General features: G+C 64.6%; 17 protein-coding genes. All 17 read right to left on the bottom strand.

Translation table 11 applies throughout. From position 1 onward, the window contains the following. Positions 1-16 precede the first annotated feature (16 nt). Positions 17-1,333 (bottom strand): histidinol dehydrogenase, encoded by a 1,317-nt coding sequence (gene hisD / locus AC1D09_RS15325; protein WP_477661060.1) that lies wholly within the window; start codon positions 1,331-1,333, stop codon positions 17-19. 3 nt (positions 1,334-1,336) lie between these two features. Further along, positions 1,337-1,987 (bottom strand): ATP phosphoribosyltransferase, encoded by a 651-nt coding sequence (gene hisG / locus AC1D09_RS15330; protein WP_074577912.1) that lies wholly within the window; start codon positions 1,985-1,987, stop codon positions 1,337-1,339. Beyond that, the gene (gene murA / locus AC1D09_RS15335; RefSeq protein WP_477661059.1) at positions 1,984-3,252 is read right to left on the bottom strand and encodes a UDP-N-acetylglucosamine 1-carboxyvinyltransferase; all 1,269 of its coding nucleotides are present in this window, start codon (positions 3,250-3,252) and stop codon (positions 1,984-1,986) included. Before murA ends, hisG begins: the two co-directional genes overlap by 4 nt. 7 nt (positions 3,253-3,259) lie before the next feature. Continuing rightward, positions 3,260-3,514: a BolA family protein gene (locus tag AC1D09_RS15340; RefSeq protein ID WP_477661058.1), complete on the bottom strand. Its 255-nt coding sequence runs from the start codon at positions 3,512-3,514 to the stop codon at positions 3,260-3,262. 2 nt (positions 3,515-3,516) lie between these two features. Continuing rightward, positions 3,517-4,272 (bottom strand): ABC transporter permease, encoded by a 756-nt coding sequence (locus AC1D09_RS15345; RefSeq protein WP_477661057.1) that lies wholly within the window; start codon positions 4,270-4,272, stop codon positions 3,517-3,519. Continuing rightward, on the bottom strand, positions 4,269-5,234 hold the full coding sequence (locus AC1D09_RS15350) for an ABC transporter ATP-binding protein (protein ID WP_477661056.1): 966 nt from the start codon (positions 5,232-5,234) through the stop codon (positions 4,269-4,271). Before AC1D09_RS15350 ends, AC1D09_RS15345 begins: the two co-directional genes overlap by 4 nt. 69 nt (positions 5,235-5,303) lie before the next feature. After that, positions 5,304-5,576: an STAS domain-containing protein gene (locus AC1D09_RS15355; RefSeq protein ID WP_477661055.1), complete on the bottom strand. Its 273-nt coding sequence runs from the start codon at positions 5,574-5,576 to the stop codon at positions 5,304-5,306. Between the two features lie 15 nt (positions 5,577-5,591). Further along, a complete protein-coding gene (locus tag AC1D09_RS15360) occupies positions 5,592-6,233 on the bottom strand; it encodes an MlaC/ttg2D family ABC transporter substrate-binding protein (RefSeq protein ID WP_477661054.1) in 642 nt (213 codons plus the stop codon). Between the two features lie 202 nt (positions 6,234-6,435). Then, positions 6,436-7,197 (bottom strand): MlaA family lipoprotein, encoded by a 762-nt coding sequence (locus AC1D09_RS15365; RefSeq protein ID WP_477701120.1) that lies wholly within the window; start codon positions 7,195-7,197, stop codon positions 6,436-6,438. Further along, positions 7,194-7,700: an outer membrane lipid asymmetry maintenance protein MlaD gene (gene mlaD, locus AC1D09_RS15370; protein ID WP_477661052.1), complete on the bottom strand. Its 507-nt coding sequence runs from the start codon at positions 7,698-7,700 to the stop codon at positions 7,194-7,196. Before mlaD ends, AC1D09_RS15365 begins: the two co-directional genes overlap by 4 nt. 132 nt (positions 7,701-7,832) lie before the next feature. Then, positions 7,833-8,627 (bottom strand): lipid asymmetry maintenance ABC transporter permease subunit MlaE, encoded by a 795-nt coding sequence (mlaE, locus tag AC1D09_RS15375; RefSeq protein WP_477701121.1) that lies wholly within the window; start codon positions 8,625-8,627, stop codon positions 7,833-7,835. Further along, entirely contained in the window at positions 8,624-9,469 is an 846-nt protein-coding gene (locus AC1D09_RS15380; RefSeq protein WP_477661050.1) for an ABC transporter ATP-binding protein, read from the bottom strand. The genes mlaE and AC1D09_RS15380 overlap by 4 nt, the downstream gene beginning before the upstream one ends. Before the next feature lie 246 nt (positions 9,470-9,715). Continuing rightward, positions 9,716-11,182: a glutamate synthase subunit beta gene (locus tag AC1D09_RS15385; protein ID WP_477701122.1), complete on the bottom strand. Its 1,467-nt coding sequence runs from the start codon at positions 11,180-11,182 to the stop codon at positions 9,716-9,718. A 100-nt stretch (positions 11,183-11,282) separates the two neighbouring features. Continuing rightward, positions 11,283-16,034: a glutamate synthase-related protein gene (locus AC1D09_RS15390; RefSeq protein ID WP_477661048.1), complete on the bottom strand. Its 4,752-nt coding sequence runs from the start codon at positions 16,032-16,034 to the stop codon at positions 11,283-11,285. A 237-nt stretch (positions 16,035-16,271) separates the two neighbouring features. Beyond that, on the bottom strand, positions 16,272-16,982 hold the full coding sequence (locus AC1D09_RS15395; RefSeq protein ID WP_477661047.1) for a transposase: 711 nt from the start codon (positions 16,980-16,982) through the stop codon (positions 16,272-16,274). Between the two features lie 99 nt (positions 16,983-17,081). Beyond that, a complete protein-coding gene (locus tag AC1D09_RS15400; RefSeq protein WP_477661046.1) occupies positions 17,082-18,230 on the bottom strand; it encodes an ABC transporter substrate-binding protein in 1,149 nt (382 codons plus the stop codon). A 218-nt stretch (positions 18,231-18,448) separates the two neighbouring features. Next, complete coding sequence (locus AC1D09_RS15405) at positions 18,449-19,672, bottom strand: MFS transporter (RefSeq protein ID WP_477661045.1); 1,224 nt, start codon at positions 19,670-19,672, stop codon at positions 18,449-18,451. Positions 19,673-19,683: the final 11 nt, after the last annotated feature.

Raw genomic sequence — 19,683 nt, forward strand, 5'->3', positions numbered from 1 at the left:
CGTGTGATTTAAGGCCTTATTTCAGCCGCATCTCGGCCGCCCGCGCATGCGCCTGCAAACCCTCGCCATAAGCCAGTTCAGCGGCAATCTTGCCCAGCACCTGGGCGCCGGCTTCGCTGACCTCGATCAGGCTGGAGCGCTTCTGGAAGTCGTAGACGCCCAGCGGGCTCGAAAAGCGTGCCGTGCCGCTGGTGGGCAGCACGTGGTTGGGGCCGGCGCAGTAGTCGCCCAGCGATTCGCTGGTGTAGGCGCCCAGGAAGATGGCGCCGGCGTGCTTGAGCAGCGGCTCCCACTTGTGCGGCTCGCGGCTGGAGACTTCCAGGTGTTCGGGCGCGATGCGGTTGCTGATCTCGCAGGCTTCTTCCATGCTGCGCGTGTGGATCAGCGCGCCGCGGCCGCTCAGGGATTTGGCGATAATCTCGGCGCGCGGCATGTCGGGCAGCAGGCGGTCTATGGCGGCCTGCACCTGGTCGATATAGGCGGCGTCGGGACACAGCAAAATGCTTTGCGCGAGTTCGTCGTGCTCGGCCTGGCTGAACAAATCCATGGCCACCCAGTCGGCCGGTGTGCTGCCGTCGGCCAGCACCAGGATTTCCGAGGGGCCGGCGATCATGTCTATGCCCACCGTGCCGAAAACGCGCTTCTTGGCGCTGGCGACATAGGCATTGCCGGGGCCGGTGATCTTGTCGACCTTGGGCACGGTCTGCGTGCCGTAGGCCAGCGCGGCCACGGCCTGAGCGCCGCCAATCGTGAAGGCGCGGGTCACGCCGGCCACATAGGCGGCGGCCAGCACCAGGGCGTTTTTTTCGCCTTTGGGCGTGGGCACGACCATGATGATTTCGCCGACACCTGCCACATGGGCGGGGATGGCGTTCATCAACACCGAAGACGGGTAGGCCGCCTTGCCGCCGGGCACATAGATGCCGACGCGGTCCAGCGGCGTGACCTTCTGGCCCAGCAGGGTGCCGTCCTCGTCGCGGTAGCTCCAGCTTTCGCCGCTGGCCTTCTTCTGGGCCTCGTGGTAGCTGCGCACGCGGCGCGCGGCGGCTTCGAGCGCATCGCGCTGGGCCGCGGGAATGGTGTCAAACGCGGCCTTCAACTCGGCCTGGGTGAGCTCCAGCTCCCCCATGGCGGCAACGTTGAGCCCGTCAAAGCGCGCCGTGTATTCGAGCACCGCCGCATCGCCGCGCTGCTGCACATCAGCGAGGATGTCGGCCACGCGCTGCTCGATGGCTGCGTCGGTGTCGGCGGACCAATGCAGGCGCGCCTTGAATTCGGCCTCAAATGCGGCGGAAACCGTGGATAGGCGGGCGGGCGCGGCGGTCAGTTTCATGGCTCAGGATTTTCGCGAGGAGGCCGTGGCGGCCGAAAGGGCATCTATTAATTGGCGTATGGGCGCCTGCTTGAGCTTGAGCGCGGTCTGGTTCACCACCAGGTGCGAGCTGATGTCCATGATGCGCTCGACTTCGACCAGGTGGTTGGCCCTGAGCGTGCTGCCGGTGGATACCAGGTCGACGATGGCGTCGGCCAGGCCGGTGAGCGGCGCGAGCTCCATGCTGCCGTAGAGCTTGATCAGGTCGACGTGCACGCCCTTGGTGGCGAAAAAGTCGCGCGCGATGGCCACGTACTTGGTGGCGACTTTCAGGCGCGAGCCCTGGCGCACGGCTGCGGCGTAGTCAAAGCCTTCGCGCACGGCCACGCTGATGCGGCATTTGGCGATCTGCAAATCGAGCGGCTGGTAGAGGCCCTGGCTGCCGGATTCGAGCAAGGTGTCCTTGCCGACCACGCCGAGGTCGGCGCCGCCATACTGCACATAGGTGGGCACATCGGTGGCGCGCACCAGCACCACGCGCACGCCGGGCTGGTTGGTGTCCAGGATCAGCTTGCGGGATTTTTCGGGATCGTCCAGCACCTCGATGCCGGCGCTTTTGAGCAGCGGCAGGATGTCGTCGAAGATGCGGCCCTTGGAGAGTGCGAGCGTGATCATGCTTTCACCCGTTCGATATCGGCGCCGATTCCGCGCAGCTTGGCCTCCATCTGGTCGTAGCCGCGGTCCAGGTGGTAGATGCGGTCCACCAGGGTTTCGCCTTCGGCCACCAGGCCGGCGATCACCAGGCTGGCGGAGGCGCGCAAGTCGGTGGCCATGACGGTGGCGCCAGACAACTTTTCGACGCCTTCCATGACGGCGATCTTGCCGTCGATCTGGATCTTGGCGCCCAGGCGCACCATCTCGTTGACGTGCATGAAGCGGTTCTCAAAAATCGTCTCGGTCACGGTGCTGCTGCCCAGCGCGATGGCATTGAGCGCCATGAACTGGGCTTGCATGTCGGTCGGGAAGCCGGGGTACTCGGTGGTGCGGAAGGATTGCGCCTTCATGCGGCCGCTGGCCTGGATGCGGATAAAGCCCTCGCCAGCCGTCACCACCGCGCCGGCTTCGCGCAGCTTGTCGATCACGGCGTCGAGGTGGTCGGCGCGGCCGTGCTTGAGCACCACATCGCCGCCGGCGGCGGCGACCGCGCACAAAAAGGTGCCGGTCTCTATGCGGTCGGCCACCACCTGGTGGGTGCAGCCGTGCAAGCGGTCCACGCCCTGGATGCGGATGCGGCGCGTGCCGTGGCCTTCAATCTTCGCGCCCATCTTGATGAGCATTTCAGCCAGGTCGCCGATCTCGGGTTCCTGGGCGGCGTTTTCCAGGATGGTCTCGCCTTCGGCCAGGCTGGCGGCCATCAGGAAGTTTTCGGTGCCGGTGACGGTCACCATGTCGGTGGTGATGCTGGCGCCCTTGAGCCTCTTCTGGCCGGCCGGCAGCTTGGCGATCATGTAGCCGTGCTCGACCACGATCTCGGCGCCCATGGCCTGCAGTCCCTTGATGTGCTGGTCCACCGGGCGCGAACCGATGGCGCAGCCGCCCGGCAGCGACACCGTGGCCTCGCCGAAGCGCGCCAGCAATGGGCCCAGGGCCAGTACGGAAGCTCGCATGGTCTTGACCAGCTCGTAGGGCGCCTCGGGCGAGCTCAGCGGCCCGGCATTGATGCGCACCGTGCCGTCGTCGCCGCGCTCGGCTTCCACGCCCATGTTGCGGATCAGCTTGAGCATGGTGGCCACGTCCTGCAGGCGCGGGACATTACGCAGCGTCACCTCGTCGGCTGTCAGCAGCGCGGCACAGAGCTCGGGCAGCGCGGCATTCTTGGCGCCGGAAATTTCGACCGTGCCGGCCAGCGGCTTGCCGCCCTTGATGAGTAGTTTGTCCATGTTCTTTTCAGTTCGCGTTGCCGTTGTTGGTAGTGGCCCATTCGGTGGGCGTGTAGGTTTTCATCGACAGCGCATGCACCTCGTCGGTCTGCATGCGGCCGCCCAGCGTGGCGTAGACCTTCTGGTGGCGCTGGATCAGGCGCTGGCCTTCAAAGGCGCTGGACACCACGGTGGCATACCAGTGCCGGCCGTCGCCCGACAGCTCGATGTGCTCGCAGGGCAGGCCCGCGGCGATGATGGATTGCAGTTCTTCGCTGGTCATGTCTAGTGTCTTATTTTGTAGCCGGTGCGCAGCAGGTTGACGGCCACCGCGCTGACGGCCAGCAAGGCCGTCGCGACAATGCCCAGGCTCAGCCAGGGCGAGACGTCGCTGACGCCGAAAAAGCCGTAGCGGAAACCGTCGATCATGTAGAAAAAGGGGTTCAGGTGGCTGACCTTCTGCCAGAAGGGCGGCAGCGAGTGGATGGAGTAAAACACGCCGCTCAGAAACGTCATGGGCATGATGACGAAGTTCTGGAAGGCCGCCATCTGGTCGAATTTCTCGGACCACAGCCCTGCGATCACGCCCAGCGCGCCCAGCATGGCGGCGCCCAGCACCGCGAACAGCACAATCCACAACGGTGCCATGAATGAGGGTTGACCGAAAAACGCGGTGACGGCAAACACGCCCACGCCCACCAGCAGGCCGCGCGCGACCGAGGAGCCGACATAGGCGAAGAACCAGTGCCAGTGCGACAGCGGCGTGAGCAGCACAAACACCAGGCTGCCCATGATCTTGCTCTGGATCAGCGAGGAGGAGCTGTTGGCAAAAGCGTTCTGCAGCACGCTCATCATCACCAGGCCGGGCACCAGGAAGGCGGTGTAGCTGACCTGGTCGTATACCTTGACCTGGTCCTGCAGCACATGGCCGAAGATCAGCATGTAGAGCACGGCGGTCAGCACCGGCGCGCCCACGGTCTGGAAGCCTACCTTCCAGAAGCGCAGGGTTTCCTTGTACAAAAGGGTTTGCCAGCCTGTCATGTTGCTACTTTCGCGAGATCTACCGCCACGGCCGGGGTTTCGCCGGCGGGCTTTTTGTTCATGACGTCGAGAAAGACGTCTTCGAGGTCGGCCTTGCGGATTTCAACGTCCTCGGCCACCAGGCCCGCCTCGCGGATCGCCGCGAGGTATTGCTCGATCTCATGGGCGTTGTGCGCCGGGAACTGCACGATGCGGCCGGTGATGCGGGCCTGCACCGCCAGGTGCACGGGCAGTTCGCTGTCGATCTTGAAGCGCAGCACGTTGGAAGACGCCGCCTTGAGCAGCTCGGAGGTTTGCGCCAGCGCCACCACCCGCCCCTGCTTGAGCATGGCGATGCGGCTGCACAGGGCTTCGGCTTCTTCGAGGTAATGCGTGGTCAGCAACACCGTGCTGCCCTGCTTGTTGAGTTTGGCGATGAACTGCCAGAGGGTCTGGCGCAGCTCCACGTCGACACCGGCGGTGGGCTCGTCCAGCACGATGACCTGCGGCTTGTGCACCAGGGCCTGCGCCACCAGCACGCGGCGCTTCATGCCCCCGGAGAGCTGGCGCATATTGGCGTTGGCTTTGTCGGCCAAGCCCAGGCTGACCAGCAGTTCGTCTATCCAGTCGTCATTGCGCTTGATGCCGAAATAGCCGGACTGGATGCGCAGCGCCTCGCGCACCGAGAAAAAGGGATCGAACACCAGCTCCTGCGGCACCACGCCGAGCTTTCGGCGGGCGCTGGCGTAGTCGGCCAACACGTCGCTACCGTGGACCTTGACGGTGCCGCTGCTGGCGCGCGAGAGGCCGGCCAGTATGCTGATGAGGGTGGTTTTTCCAGCGCCGTTGGGGCCCAGCAGGCCAAAAAATTCGCCCTGCCGGATATCGAAACTGACGTCGTCAAGCGCCTTGACGACCGGACCCGTTTGATTTCGCGCGGAGGAATAGGTTTTGGAGACGGACTGGAATGAGATCGCTGGCATGAGCCCGCCATTTTAAGGGCGGATGCCGCTTTGGCCGGGCCGGGCCGTGGAATGCCCCGTGGCGGCGGCTCAGGCTGCGGCGGCCGGAATCAATTCCGCCACGCCGTACAGGCCCGCCAGCTGGCGTAGCCGGGGCGGCAAGCCCGCCACGGCAAACTCCTTGCCGGCGGCCAGCGCTTCACGCCGGCACTCCAGCAGCACCGCCAGGGCGGAGGAATCAAACTCCCTGAGCGCGCCGGCGTCCGCCACCACGCCAGCGGGCTGGGACAGCACGGCCTGCTTCAGGCCGAGCGCAAAACCTGCGGCCTCGGCGTGCGTGAGGACGGGGGGAAGCGTGAGCACCGGCAACTCGCCCGCTCAGGACTTCTTGGCCACCGAGCCGCTGTTGGACTGGTTGCGCTGCACCAGCGAGGCGATCAGGCCGTCCACGCCCTTGGCGCTGATTTCCTGGGCAAACTGGGTGCGGTAGGTTTCCACCAGCCACACGCCCAGCACATTGAGGTCATAAATCTTCCAGCCCGAGGGGGTTTTTTCCATGCGGTAATCCAGCTGGACGGGGTCACCCCGGCCCAGGACTTCGGTGCGCACCACCACTTCGGTGTCGGCGGCCTCCGCGCGCAGCGGCTTGACGCTGACCGTCTGGTCGCTGACCTGCGCCAGGGCACCGGAATAGGTGCGGATCAGCAGGATCTTGAATTCTTCCTGCAGCTTCTTTTGCTGCTCGGGCGTGGCCTGGCGCCAGTTGCGGCCCACGGCGGCAGCCGTCATGCGCGTGAAGTTCACATTGGGCATGATTTTGCTGTCGACCAGGGACAGCACTTTGGTCAGGTCGCCGGCTTTCACCGCCTTGTCGGTCTTGATGTTGTCCAGCACTTCGGCCGACACGCGTTTGATCAGGGCGTCGGGGGCCTCATCGGCGGCGCGCACAAAAGGCGCGGCGCCCAGCAAGGCGAGGCTGAGGGTGGCGGTCAACAAGTGGCCAAGGGTTCTGCGTTTCATGATGCTCCTTCATATCGAAACATGGGGCTCAGTGTCGCGGGCATCGGGTTGATGCACGGCGCGCTGAAAACCGGTGCTTCGAGGGTATTTTGCGGGATGGTTTCCGGACTGGGGATGAAGTTATTCGGCAGTCTTGTAAATATTGGCACTGCCGGGCTCTCACAAGACCGGGTTTGCCCCTGTAAAAGCCTGTTTCAACTGCTTACTTGGCTGCCGGCTTAGGCTGCGCGCCTTCAGGCAGGTCGAAGCGTTCTTCCTTTTCCACCGGCGTGTTGCCGATCAGGCTGTTGCGGCGCTGCTGGTAGATATCGCGGGTAAAGCTGTATTTGTCCAGGGCCGCCTGGTCCAGCACATCGCCGGCGCCCAGCAGGTTGGCGCGCACATTGACCGCGCGCAGTGTCGTCAGGCTGTTGCGGACACGGACGTTCTTGGCCTGGCTGACCGCGTCCAGCTGGTAATCCACCACCAGGCCGGCTGTGTCGCGCACCGAGGAAGGGCCCAACACCGGCAGCACCAGGTAAGGACCCGAGCCCACGCCCCAGACACCCAGGGTCTGGCCGAAGTCTTCCGAGTGCTTCTGGATTTTCATTTCACTGGCCACGTCAAAAATGCCGCCCAGGCCCCAGAGGGTGTTGGTGGTGACGCGGAACAGGCTGTCGGCGGCGGCTTCGCCCTTGCCCTGCAGCAGGTTGTTGACCATGGACCAGACGTCGGAAATGTTGCCGAAGAAGCTGGTGACGCCGGTGCGCACCGGCTGGGGCGTGACGTCGCGGTAAGCGGTGGCCACGGGCTTGAGGACGGCGCGGTCCAGGCCCTCGTTGAAGCCGAACATGGCCCGGTTAAACGGCTCCAGCGGATCGGACGGATTGGCGCCCGGGCCGGTTGCGCATCCCTGGAGCAGCGCCACTGCGAGAACGGCACCGGCCCACCCTGTTGATTTTTTCATTGTGTTGTTGTTCGTCATTTTTTTTCTGTCGTCGCTGGTGGCGGCGCAGACCCTGATCCGGAACTGCTGTCCGCCGCTTTACTGTATAAAAACTGGCTGATCAGATTCTCAAGCACCACGGCGGACTGCGTGTTTTTGGTCACATCCCCCGCGGCGAAATTTTTCTCGTCCCCGCCGGCCTCCACGCCGATGTACTGCTCGCCGAGCAGGCCGCTGGTCAATATCTTCAGCGAGCTGTCCTTGGGAAACACATAACGGCTCTCCATGGCCAGGCTCACGCTGGCCTGGTAGGACTTGTCGTCGAAAGTGATGTTTTCAACCCGCCCGACCACCACACCCGCGCTTTTGACCGCGGCACGCGGCTTCAGGCCGCCAATATTGTCGAATTTCGCCGTGATCCTGTAAGAAGTGTCGAAATTCAGTGAGAGAAGGTTGGCGGACTTCAGCGCCAGGAACAGGATGGCCAGGCCCCCGATCAGGACAAACAGGCCAACCCAGAGATCATTTTTGGAGCGTTGCATTGTTTTCTTTCAGTGGCCCGGCAAGGAAGCCGCGGCTTGGGCCTTGCGCCATCCCTTCAAGGCAGACACTGGAATGGCGGATTTTCTCATGGACAAATTAAAAATGTTTGAAGGCGGTTATACGGCTACAAGCTACAGGCTGAACATGGACGCGGTCAGCAGGAAGTCCAGCCCCAGCACGGCCAGCGAGGCCACCACCACGGTGCGCGTGGTGGCGCGCGAGACGCCCTCGGGCGTGGGCTGGGCTTCAAAGCCCTGGTGCAGGGCGACAAAGGTGACGGTCACGCCGAACACAAAACTCTTGATGATGCCGTTGCCCACGTCGCGCCAGACATCCACGCCGGACTGCATCTGGCTCCAGAAGGAGCCGGCGTCTATGCCTATCATGACCACGCCGACCAGCCAGCCGCCCAGGATGCCCACGGCGCTGAACACCGCGGCCAGCAAGGGCATGGCGATGATGCCGCCCCAAAAACGCGGCGCCAGGATGCGGCGTATCGGGTCCACCGCCATCATCTCCATGGCCGACAGCTGCTCGCCGGCTTTCATCAGGCCGATTTCGGCGGTCAGGGCCGTGCCGGCGCGGCCGGCGAACAGCAGCGCCGTGACCACCGGCCCGAGCTCGCGCACCAGGCTGAGAGCCACCAGCAGGCCCAGCGCCTCGGCCGAACCGTAGCGCTGCAGCGTGTAGTAGCCCTGCAGGCCCAGCACAAAGCCCACAAAGAGGCCGGATACCGCGATGATGGCCAGCGAATAGTTGCCCAAAAAGAAAATCTGGTCGCGCACCAGGCCAAAACGGGCCAGGGCCGGCCCGCTCAGGGCGACCAGGCGCGACATGAGCCGCGCGGCATAGCCAACGTCGGCCAGCTGCCTGCGCACCGCAAAACCGAGGTCGGACACCAGGGTGACGGGACTGTAGCGGCTCATGCGCGCTCCTTTTTGGCGGCGTCCGCGTTGCCGAAATCGGCCTCCACGCCCGGCCCGGGGTAATGGAATTTCACCGGGCCCTCGCTCTCGGCATTGACGAACTGGTGCACCAGCGGGTCGGTGGAGCGCCTGACTTCATCGGGCGTTCCCTGGGCCGCGATGCTGCCGTTGGCCAGGATGATGACTTTGTCGGCGATGCGGAAGGTTTCCTCGAGGTCGTGCGAGACGACGATGCTGGTGATGCCCAGCGTGTCATTGAGCTGACGTATGAGCTGCGCGGCGGTGCCCAGCGAGATAGGGTCCAGCCCGGAAAAGGGCTCGTCGTACATGATGAGTTCGGGGTCCAGCACGATGGCGCGGGCCAGCGCCACGCGCCTGGCCATGCCGCCGGAGATTTCACTGGGCATCAGGTCGCGCGCGCCGCGCAGGCCCACGGCGTTGAGTTTCATCAGCACGATGTCGCGGATCAGGCGTTCATTCAGCGCGGTGTGCTCGCGCAGCGGGAAGGCGACGTTGTCGAACACGCTCAAGTCGGTGAACAGCGCGCCGAACTGGAACAGCATGCCCATGCGCCGGCGTGCGGCGTACAGCTCCTGCTGCACCAGCCGGCCCACGTCCTGGCCGTCAAACAGCACGGCGCCGCCGGTGGCTTTTTGCTGGCCGCCTATCAGGCGCAGCACGGTGGTCTTGCCGCCGCCCGAGGCACCCATCAACGCGGTGACCTTGCCGCGCGGCACGGACAGGGTGACCCGGTCCAGAATGACGCGGTCGCCCGCGGAACCCGGGTAGGAGAAGGTCACATCCTTGAATTCAACCAGTGAAGAAGCGAGGGTGTCGGCCATGGAGAAAAAGAAGGGCCGACAAGCGCGCCGGCGAACTAGGGGAATGCCCTAATGATACGGGGTTTGGCCGCACCCATCCCGGGAAGTAATACCAGGCAGTAATACCGTGGGGTTTCCGTCACGCCGCTTGCAGCGCAGGCCGTCGCACCCAGGCACAGCCTGGGGTTTCCTCAGTCGTCTGGTTCAGCAAGGCAGGTCGCTGTAACCCATCAAAAGCTCGTCGACCGCGCGCGCGGCCTGGCGGCGCTAGCGAGGCAGGTCGCTATAGCCCATCAAAAATTCGTCGACGGCACGCGCAGCTTGGCGGCCTTCGCGAATCGCCCATACGACCAGGCTTTGGCCGCGGCGGATGTCGCCGGCGGCAAACACCTTGGGCACATTGGTGGCATAGCCGCCGGTGAAGTCGGTGCCCGCCTTGGCGTTGCCGCGGTTGTCTTTTTCAACGCCGAAAGCATCCAGCACGGAAGCCACCGGCGAGACAAAGCCCATGGCCAGCAGCACCAGGTCGGCCTTGAGGGTCTGCTCGGAGCCGGGCACCTCGGCCATCTTGCCGTCTTTCCACTCGACGCGAACGGTCTTCAGGCCCGTGACCTTGCCTTTTTCACCGATCAGTTCCTTGGTGGAGATGGCGAACTCGCGCTCGCAGCCTTCCTCGTGCGAGGAAGAGGTGCGCAGCTTGATGGGCCAGTAAGGCCAGGTCAGGGGGCGGTTTTCCTCTTCGGGCGGCTGGGGCATCAGTTCAAACTGCGTGACGCTGACGGCGCCGTGGCGGTTGCTGGTACCCACGCAGTCGGAGCCGGTGTCGCCGCCGCCTATCACGATGACGTGCTTGCCGTCGGCGCGCAGCTGGCCTTTGACCTTGTCGCCGGCGTTGACCTTGTTCTGCTGGGGCAAAAATTCCATCGCGAAATGCACGCCGTCCAGGTCGCGGCCGGGCACGGGCAGGTCGCGCGACTGCTCGGCGCCGCCGGTCAGCATCACGGCATCAAAGTCTTTTTGCAGCTGCTCGGGGCTGATGCTTTCCTTGGCCCAGTTGGTGACCTTGGAGTCCTTGGGCAAGCTGCCCACCATCACGCCGGTGCGGAATATCACGCCTTCGGCCTTCATCTGCTCGACGCGGCGGTCGATGTGGACTTTTTCCATCTTGAAGTCAGGGATGCCGTAGCGCAGCAGGCCGCCAATGCGGTCGTTCTTCTCGAACAGGGTGACCTCGTGGCCGGCGCGCGCCAGCTGCTGGGCCGCGGCCATACCGGCGGGGCCGGAGCCGACGACGGCGACCTTCTTGCCGGTCTTGTGTTTGGGCATGACCGGCTTGACCCAGCCTTCGGACCAGGCGCGGTCGATGATGGCGTGCTCGATGGACTTGATGCCGACGGCGTCGTCGTTCACGTTCAGCGTGCAGGCGGCCTCACAGGGCGCCGGGCAGATGCGGCCGGTGAACTCGGGGAAGTTGTTGGTGCTGTGCAGCGTGTCGATCGCGTTTTTCCAGTCGGCGCGAAACACCATGTCGTTGAAGTCGGGAATGATGTTGTTGACCGGGCAGCCGTTGTTGCAGAACGGCGTGCCGCAGTCCATGCAGCGCGCCGCCTGCTTGTTGGCCTGCGCGTCGTCCAGCCCGATGACAAATTCGCGGTAGTTCTTCAGGCGCTCCGGCACGGGCTTGTAGCCCTCCTCGATGCGCTCGTATTCCATGAAGCCGGTGATTTTTCCCATGATGAGGTCCTGTGCGATTCTTTTTTAAGCTTTTCCGGCTGCCGGCCCGTCATCACGGGCGCTGGCAGTTCCGGTTCAATGCAAGCGTGGGGTGGGCGGCCTACTTGGCGGCCACCGCTTCCTGGTTGGTGGCGACCTGGGCCCGGGTGGTTTCCGTCGCGGCCTCGAGCCGGCGCTCCTTGCGCTCGATCAGGGCCCGCTTGTACTCATTCGGGAAGACCTTGACGAACTTCAGGCGCGACTCGCTCCAGTTGTCCAGCAGTTCGCGCGCGCGCTTGCTGCCGGTCCAGCGGTTGTGGTCCTGCAGCAGGCGCTTGAGCAGTTCCTCATCGCTTTCGCCGGCGTGCCAGTCGGCCTTGTCGTGGGTGTGCTGTTCGGTCGTGGTGACGATGCGGTCCATGGAGACCATGGAGGTGTTGCAGCGCGTGGCGAAGAGACCATCTTCGTCGTATACATAGGCCACGCCGCCGCTCATGCCGGCGGCGAAGTTGCGGCCGGTCTTGCCCAGCACCGCGACGGTGCCGCCCGTCATGTATTCGCAGCCGTGGTCGCCCGTGCCTTCGACGACCGCCGTGGCGCCCGACAGGCGCACGGCAAAACGTTCGCCGGCCACGCCGCTGAAGAAGGCCTCGCCGGTGGTCGCGCCGTAGAGCACGGTGTTGCCGACGATGGTGTTCTTCACCGCGTCGCCGCGGAAGTCTATGCTGGGGCGCACCACGATGCGCCCGCCCGACAGGCCCTTGCCGGTGTAGTCGTTGGCGTCACCGATCAGGTACATGGTGATGCCCTTGGCCAGGAAGGCGCCGAAGGACTGGCCGCCCGTGCCTTCAAGCTGTATGCGCAGCGTGTCGTCAGGCAGGCCCTGCGGGTGGTGGCGCGTCAGCTCGCCCGACAGCATGGCACCCACGGTGCGGTTGACGTTGCGCGCGACTTCGATGAACTGGACTTTTTCGCCCTTTTCAATCGCGGCCTTGGATTTTTCGATCAGGCGCACGTCCAGCGCTTTTTCCAGCGCGTGGTCCTGCTCCATCACGTGCAGGCGCGGCACGTCGGCGGGCACATTGGGCTGGTAGAACAGGCGGCTGAAATCCAGGCCGCGGGCCTTCCAGTGTTCAATGCCTTTTTGCGTGTCCAGCAGGTCGGCGCGGCCGATCAGGTCGTCGAACTTGCGCACGCCGAGCTGCGCCATGAGCTGGCGCGCCTCTTCGGCGACGAAGAAGAAGTAATTGACGACATGCTCAGGCTTGCCGCTGAATTTCTGGCGCAGCACCGGGTCCTGCGTGGCCACGCCGACGGGGCAGGTGTTGAGGTGGCATTTGCGCATCATGATGCAGCCCTCCACCACCAGCGGCGCGGTGGCGAAGCCGAACTCGTCGGCGCCCAGCAGCGCGCCTATGATGACGTCGCGGCCGGTTTTCATCTGGCCGTCGGCCTGCACACGGATGCGGCCGCGCAGGCGGTTGAGCACCAGGGTCTGCTGGGTTTCGGCGAGACCAATTTCCCAGGGCGAGCCGGCATGCTTGATGGACGACCAGGGCGAAGCGCCCGTGCCGCCGTCATGGCCGGCGATCACCACGTGGTCGGACTTGGCCTTGGCCACGCCGGCCGCGATGGTGCCGACACCGACTTCGCTGACCAGCTTGACGCTGATGCTGGCGCGCGGGTTCACGTTCTTCAGGTCGTGGATCAGCTGGGCCAGGTCTTCGATCGAATAAATATCGTGGTGCGGCGGCGGCGAGATCAGGCCCACGCCCGGCACCGAGTAGCGCAGCTGGCCGATGTATTCGCTGACCTTGCCGCCGGGCAGCTGGCCGCCCTCGCCGGGCTTGGCGCCCTGCGCCATCTTGATCTGGATCTGGTCGGCCGACACCAGGTATTCGGCCGTGACGCCGAAGCGGCCCGACGCGACCTGCTTGATGCGCGAGCGCAGCGAGTCGCCGTCCTGCAGCGGCAGGTCAACCTCGACCTGTTTCGGGCCGATCACGCTTTTCAGCGTCTCGCCTTTCTTGATCGGGATGCCCTTGAGCTCTTGCCGGTAACGGTTCGGGTCTTCACCGCCCTCGCCCGTGTTGCTCTTGCCGCCTATGCGGTTCATGGCCACGGCCAGGGTGGCGTGGGCCTCGGTGCTGATGGAGCCCAGCGACATGGCGCCGGTGGCAAAACGCTTGACGATGTCCTTGGCCGGCTCGACCTCGTCGATGGGAATCGCCTTGGACGGGTCGATCTTGAACTCGAACAGGCCGCGCAGCGTCATGTGGCGGCGGTTCTGGTCGTTGATCAGCTGGGCGTATTCCTTGTAGGTGTTCCAGTTGTTGGAGCGCGTGGAATGCTGCAGCTTGGCGATGGCGTCGGGCGTCCACATATGGTCTTCGCCGCGCACACGCCAGGCGTATTCACCGCCGGCATCCAGCATGTTGGCCAGCACCGGGTCGTTGCCGAAAGCGGCGCGGTGCATGCGCAGCGCTTCCTCGGCGATCTCGAAGACGCCCATGCCCTCGACCTGGCTGGCCGTGCCGGTGAAGAACTTGGCCACGGTGTCGCGGTTCAGGCCTATGGCCTCGAACAGCTGGGCGCCGCAGTAGCTCATATAGGTCGATACGCCCATCTTGGACATGATCTTGGACAGGCCTTTGCCGATGGCCTTGGTGTAGTTGTACACGGCCTTGTCGGTGCTGAGATCGCCCGGCAAGCCTTTGGACAGTTCGGCCAGGGTTTCCATGGCGAGGTAGGGGTGGACGGCCTCGGCGCCGTAGCCGGCCAGCACGGCGAAGTGGTGCACCTCGCGGGCTGAGCCGGTTTCCACCACCAGGCCGGCCGTGGTGCGCAGGCCTTCCTTGACCAGGTGCTGGTGGATGGCCGACAGGGCCAGCAGGGCCGGGATGGCGACCTGCGTGGCGCTGATGCCGCGGTCGCTGACGATCAGGATGTTTTTGCCGTCCTTGATCGCGTCAACCGCCTCGGCGCACAGCGAGGCCAGCTTGGCCTCCACGCCTTCGTGGCCCCAGGCCAGCGGGTAGGTGATGTCCAGCGTGTAGCTCTTGAACTTGCCCTGGGTGTGCGCCTCGATGTCGCGCAGCTTTTGCATGTCGGCCACGTTGAGCACCGGCTGGCTGACTTCCAGCCGCATGGGCGGGTTGACCTGGTTGATGTCCAGCAGGTTGGGCTTGGGGCCGATGAAGGACACCAGCGACATCACGATGGCTTCGCGTATCGGGTCGATAGGCGGGTTGGTCACCTGCGCGAACAGCTGCTTGAAGTAGTTGTAGAGCGGCTTGTCCTTGTTGGACAGCACGGCCAGCGGGCTGTCGTTGCCCATGGAGCCTGTGGCTTCCTCGCCGTTGGCGGCCATGGGGGACATCAGGAACTTGATGTCTTCCTGGGTGTAGCCGAAAGCCTGCTGGCGATCGAGCAGCGGAATGTCGGAGACAGGCGCGGCGGTCGCGGCGGGCTTGGCCGTTTTCGCGGTTTTGCCGGCCACGTCGTCGAGCTTGATGCGCAGGTTTTCAATCCACTGCTTGTAGGGCTTGCTGTGCGCCAGCGTGGCCTTGATTTCCTCGTCATCGACCATGCGCCCCTGTTCCAGGTCGATCAGGAACATCTTGCCGGGCTGAAGGCGCCATTTGCGCACGATCTTGTGCTCGGGGATGGGCAGCACGCCCGATTCCGAGGCCATGATGACCAGGTCGTCGTCGGTGACGCAGTAGCGCGAGGGGCGCAGGCCGTTGCGGTCCAGCGTGGCGCCTATCTGGCGGCCGTCGGTGAAGACGATGGAGGCCGGGCCGTCCCAGGGCTCCAGCATGGCGGCATGGTATTCATAAAAGGCCTTGCGGCGCTCGTCCATGGTGGTGTGCTGTTCCCAGGGTTCGGGAATCATCATCATCACGGCCTGGCTGATGGGATAGCCGGCCATCGTCAGCAGTTCCAGGCAGTTGTCGAAGGTGGCGGTGTCGGACTGGCTGGCAAAGCTGATCGGGTAGAGCTTTTGCAGGTCGGCGCCCAGCACCGGCGAGGACATCACGCCTTCGCGCGCCTTCATCCAGTTGTAGTTGCCCTTGACGGTGTTGATCTCGCCGTTGTGCGCGACATAACGGTAGGGGTGGGCCAGCGGCCACTCGGGGAAGGTGTTGGTGGAAAAACGCTGGTGCACCAGGCCCAGCGCCGAGACGCAGCGCGTGTCGGTCAGGTCGCGGTAGTAAGTGCCCACCTGGTCGGCCAGCAGCAGGCCTTTGTAGACCACCGTGCGGCTGGACATGCTGGGCACGTAATATTCTTTGCTGTGCGTCAGGCGCAGGTTCTGGATGGCCGCGCTGGCGGTCTTGCGGATCACGTAGAGCTTGCGTTCCAGCGCGTCCTGCACGATCACGTCGTTGCCGCGGCCGATAAAGATCTGCCGCAGGATGGGTTCTTTTTTGCGCACGGTGGGCGACATGGGCATGTCGCGGTTGACCGGCACGTCGCGCCAGCCCAGCAGCACCTGGCCCTCGGCCTTGACGGCGCGTTCCAGCGCCTGCTCGCAGGCCAGGCGGGAGGCGTGCTCCTTGGGCAAAAACACCATGCCGACGCCGTATTCGCCGGGCGGCGGCAGCTGCACGCCCTGCGCGGCCATTTCTTCACGGTACAAGGCGTCGGGTAGCTGGATCAGGATGCCGGCGCCGTCGCCCATGAGCTTGTCTGCGCCCACTGCGCCCCGGTGGTCCAGGTTTTCGAGGATCTTGAGGCCTTGCTGGACGATGGCGTGGCTTTTATGCCCCTTGATGTGCGCCACGAAACCGACGCCGCAGGCATCGTGTTCGTTGGCTCCGGCGTACAAACCGTTTTCTTCAAAATGCTTGATTTCAGCAGCCGTGGTCATGGCAATTCCTCGTCGGGGGTGGGATGGGGGCGCTGAACGCGTCCTGTTGGAAAGGACCGCAACGCACCCATCCGCAGTTTCATGATTTTTCGCAGGGAATGGGGAGCATAGTGCAGTGCAACAACAATGCCAAGAAGTTTAAATAGGGTCAGATTCCAATTAAAAATCGATAAATTTAATCAACATTTAATTGGGGACATATTAAATTCAAACGCAAAAAGCCATGAACGGCATGGTTCAAGCCGGTGGCAAGTCCTCTTTGGCGGCCATGGCCGGCCGACCCGCCTGGTTTTTGGTCACACGGCGCTCGGTGCGCTTTTGCAGCTCGGCCAGGAATTCATCCCCACCCAGCGCCCAGCCGCTGAGGGCCGAGCGGGTCAGCAGCTCCTGCTGCTCCAGTGTGATGCCGGCGCGCACCAATGAGGCGTAGGCCGCCTCGCGGGCAAAGGGGGTGTTGCCCAGCGCCCAGACCAGGGGATGCGGCGTCAGCAGGCTGTCGACCCGCAAACCCGCATAGTGGCCGTGGCTGGACCACGGATAGTCCCTGGCCTCAGCCACCAGCCCCGCGCGAACCGGGTTCAGGTCGATATAGGCCATGCAGGCCAGCAAATAGCGCTCGGCTTCGATCACGGTGGCGCGGTAACGCCCTTCCCAGAGGGTGCCGGAACGCCCCTGGCTGTCGTTGAAGTAGCGCACATAACGCCGTCCGGCAGCCTGCATCATCTGCGGCAGGCCGTCCGCCGTGCTGGGCGTGGCCAGCAGGTGGAAGTGGTTGTCCATCAGCACATAAGCATGCAGGGCCACGCCGAATTTGCGCGCGCTTTCATCGAGCAGCCGCAGCAGCATCTGGTGATCGGCGGCGCTAGAAAAGACGGCTTGCCGGTTATTGCCGCGCTGGATGATGTGATGGGGGAAACCGGGAAGCGTCAGACGAGGAAGGCGGGCCATGGGATGCAATACCTGGAGTTGGCACCATGATATTGGAATCCGACCCTAATTTCCCGCGATCCCCCTCGCCTCTTTGAAGAAGCATGGAGCCGCTGTTGCTCAGCGAACGACTTTGCCGTCAGGCGTGATGGTGACGAGGTCGATCGCACGCACCGATTCGTATTTCTTGGCCCGCAGGTTGACGCGAAAGCCGCCCACGTCATAGTCCGTCATGGCTTCAAAGGCTTTTTGCAGGCCGGCCCGGTCGGGCTTTCCGCTGCCTGCCGCGCTGCGGCGCACGCCCTCGGCAAAGGTCTTGGCGGCGATATAGCCTTCCACGCTTTCATAGCTGGGCGTCTGGTCGGTCTGGTTCAGCACATCAAGGTATTCCTTGATGATCGGCATGCCGGTGCTGCGCGGCGAGGGCACGACCTGGGAAATCACGACGCCGCCGATTTCCTTGCCCAGGGCGCTGAAAAGCGGGTCAATACCGACGACGGAAAAATTCAGGAATTGCCCGCCATAGCCGGCCTGGCGCATCTTGCGGATGAAGGCAGCCGATGAATTGAACAGGCTGACCTGGATAACCGCCTGGGGCTGCACCTTCATCAGGGAGGCCACGGCCGCGTCAACCTTGTCGCTGTTGACCGGCGACAGGGCGCTGCCGACGATGGCCGGCCGCTTCAGGTCGACCAGGGCCTGGTTGACGGCCGCCAGGCCGCCGCGCCCCATGGCATCGTCTTCGGCAAACACCGCGATGCGGTCCTGGTTCAGCGTCGCGCAGTGGCGCGCGATTTTGTAGGCTTCATCGGCCAGCGCGGGACGCACGTGGAACACATTGCTGAGCGAGGGATCATGCAGCGCGTCCGACGCGGCAAACGGCGCGAAGAACAGGGTGTTGGAAGCTTTTGCCGCGGCGAAGGCCGCGTCGCAGCTGGCGGTGCCGGTAAAACCGAAAAGCGCGTCCACGTCGTCGTCGATCAACTGCTTGGCGTTGCCGGCGGCCTTCGCCGGAACGTAGCCGTCATCGAGGGCTTTGACTTCGATCTTGTAACCGCCCGCGCCGTTTTTTGCGTTGATCGCGTCAAAATAAATCTTGGCGCCGTTGAGGTAGGCCAGGCCGATCTGGTCGGCGGCGCCGGTCAGCGGAACGGATTGCCCGACGACGATTTTTCGCCCGGCCCTGCCCTGCGCCCACAGCGCGGGGCTTGCCACCACGGCGCCTGCGGATACACCACCGAGAATTAACTGACGCCGATTGAAGCCCATGACAACACCTTTTGAGATACGAATAGCCAAAGCAGGTTTGATGCCCGCAACTGCAGCATGCGCTTACTGTTCCAAAAAAACGTCACAAAGTGTGCGCAAGTCCCAAGCGTAATCCGTGCGGGACCGAAAAGACAGCAGGAAAAATGCCGACACGTCATAAGCCTATGCGCCGCCCTTGAGGCTGCCGATGACGGCTTCGCCTGGTTTCGCGTCTCGAACTAGGGCCGGGGCGTGCGCAAAACCACCAAACGGTGCAGCCGTAGCGCCAGAACCAGGCCCAGAGCGGAGCTGGCCGCCGTGACCCAGCCCGTCCATTGCCAGCCCCCTGCTTCGGCCGCCACCCAGGCCACCAGCGGAGGCCCGGCGAACTGGCCCAGCGCCGACCACTGCTGCATCCAGCCCACCGTGGAGGACACGGTATCGGTGCTGGGCGCCAGCCGGATGGCCAAGCTGAACAGGGTGGCGGGAACCAGGCCGCCCAGCATGGAAAAACCCAGGATCGCCGCGTATTGCAGCGCGGGCGGCACGCCCGAAAACGACAGCAAGGCGCCGCCCGCCATCGCCAGGAAACCCGCAGCCAGCAAGGCCAGCGGCGGCAGGCCGCGGCCCAGCAGCCGCCCGGCGGCAACGTTGCCGATGATGTTGACGGCCGCGGCCAGCGCCGTCAGCGGCCCAGCCCAGCCGCCAGCCACACCGGCCTGCGCATAGATGGACGGCAGGAAACCCACCACGGCGAGCCATTGCCCGGAATAGGTCGCAAAAGCCAGGGCCATAAGCCAGGCGGCGCGCGAACGCAAGGTCGTCGCGATGAGCTGGCGGTTGCGCGGCCGGCCCACGGGCGCAGCAGCCTCAGGCGGCTCCCCCGGCACACGCCACGCAAGCAGCAGGGCCAGCGCCGCGGCCAGCGCGGCCAGCAGCCACCACAAGATGCGCCAGCCCCACTGCGGGCCGGCCCAGGCGATGACAAGAGGCCCGGCCAGCAAGGCCAGCGATGCCCCCAAAGGCATGTAGGCGCCCCACATACCGAGCATGCCGCTCAATTTTTCCGGCGGCACCAGGCGGCGTACCAGGGCCGGCGCCGGCAACACCACCCACAAAAACCCCAAACCCTCCAGGACGCGTGTCGCCAGCAAGCCATGAACGCCGGGCGCCATGGCGCCCAGGGCGCTGGCCGACGCCAGCACCCATAGGCCGGCCAGCATGCTGCGCTTGAGCCCCACGCGCTGCACGGCCAGCCCGGTCACCAGGCCCAGGGTCATACCGGCCAGCTGGACGAGCGAGAGCAGGAAGCCGGCCTGCAGCAGCGAAACGCCGAGCACCTGGCCCAGCACGGGCAAGGCCGGCGGAAGCTTGCCCACATGCAGCGCGGCCACCACGCCGGCCGCGATCACGCACCAGGCGGCGCGCGCGCTGGCGGCGGTATCCGGCTTGGCCTCAGTCACACGGCGCGAAG

It is taken from the genome of Polaromonas sp. P1_A2 (genome assembly GCF_056406895.1).

What these genes read in the sequence shown, in the direction of transcription:
- hisD (WP_477661060.1), bottom strand. Translation starts at nt 1,333, where the DNA reads ATGAAACTGACCGCCGCGCCCGCCCGCCTATCCACGGTTTCCGCCGCA.
- AC1D09_RS15395 (WP_477661047.1), bottom strand. Translation starts at nt 16,982, where the DNA reads ATGGCCCGCCTTCCTCGTCTGACGCTTCCCGGTTTCCCCCATCACATC.
- AC1D09_RS15340 (WP_477661058.1), bottom strand. Translation starts at nt 3,514, where the DNA reads ATGACCAGCGAAGAACTGCAATCCATCATCGCCGCGGGCCTGCCCTGC.
- hisG (WP_074577912.1), bottom strand. Translation starts at nt 1,987, where the DNA reads ATGATCACGCTCGCACTCTCCAAGGGCCGCATCTTCGACGACATCCTG.
- AC1D09_RS15350 (WP_477661056.1), bottom strand. Translation starts at nt 5,234, where the DNA reads ATGCCAGCGATCTCATTCCAGTCCGTCTCCAAAACCTATTCCTCCGCG.
- AC1D09_RS15390 (WP_477661048.1), bottom strand. Translation starts at nt 16,034, where the DNA reads ATGACCACGGCTGCTGAAATCAAGCATTTTGAAGAAAACGGTTTGTAC.
- AC1D09_RS15385 (WP_477701122.1), bottom strand. Translation starts at nt 11,182, where the DNA reads ATGGGAAAAATCACCGGCTTCATGGAATACGAGCGCATCGAGGAGGGC.
- AC1D09_RS15345 (WP_477661057.1), bottom strand. Translation starts at nt 4,272, where the DNA reads ATGACAGGCTGGCAAACCCTTTTGTACAAGGAAACCCTGCGCTTCTGG.
- mlaE (WP_477701121.1), bottom strand. Translation starts at nt 8,627, where the DNA reads ATGAGCCGCTACAGTCCCGTCACCCTGGTGTCCGACCTCGGTTTTGCG.
- AC1D09_RS15365 (WP_477701120.1), bottom strand. Translation starts at nt 7,197, where the DNA reads ATGACGAACAACAACACAATGAAAAAATCAACAGGGTGGGCCGGTGCC.
- AC1D09_RS15380 (WP_477661050.1), bottom strand. Translation starts at nt 9,469, where the DNA reads ATGGCCGACACCCTCGCTTCTTCACTGGTTGAATTCAAGGATGTGACC.
- AC1D09_RS15400 (WP_477661046.1), bottom strand. Translation starts at nt 18,230, where the DNA reads ATGGGCTTCAATCGGCGTCAGTTAATTCTCGGTGGTGTATCCGCAGGC.
- mlaD (WP_477661052.1), bottom strand. Translation starts at nt 7,700, where the DNA reads ATGCAACGCTCCAAAAATGATCTCTGGGTTGGCCTGTTTGTCCTGATC.
- murA (WP_477661059.1), bottom strand. Translation starts at nt 3,252, where the DNA reads ATGGACAAACTACTCATCAAGGGCGGCAAGCCGCTGGCCGGCACGGTC.
- AC1D09_RS15360 (WP_477661054.1), bottom strand. Translation starts at nt 6,233, where the DNA reads ATGAAACGCAGAACCCTTGGCCACTTGTTGACCGCCACCCTCAGCCTC.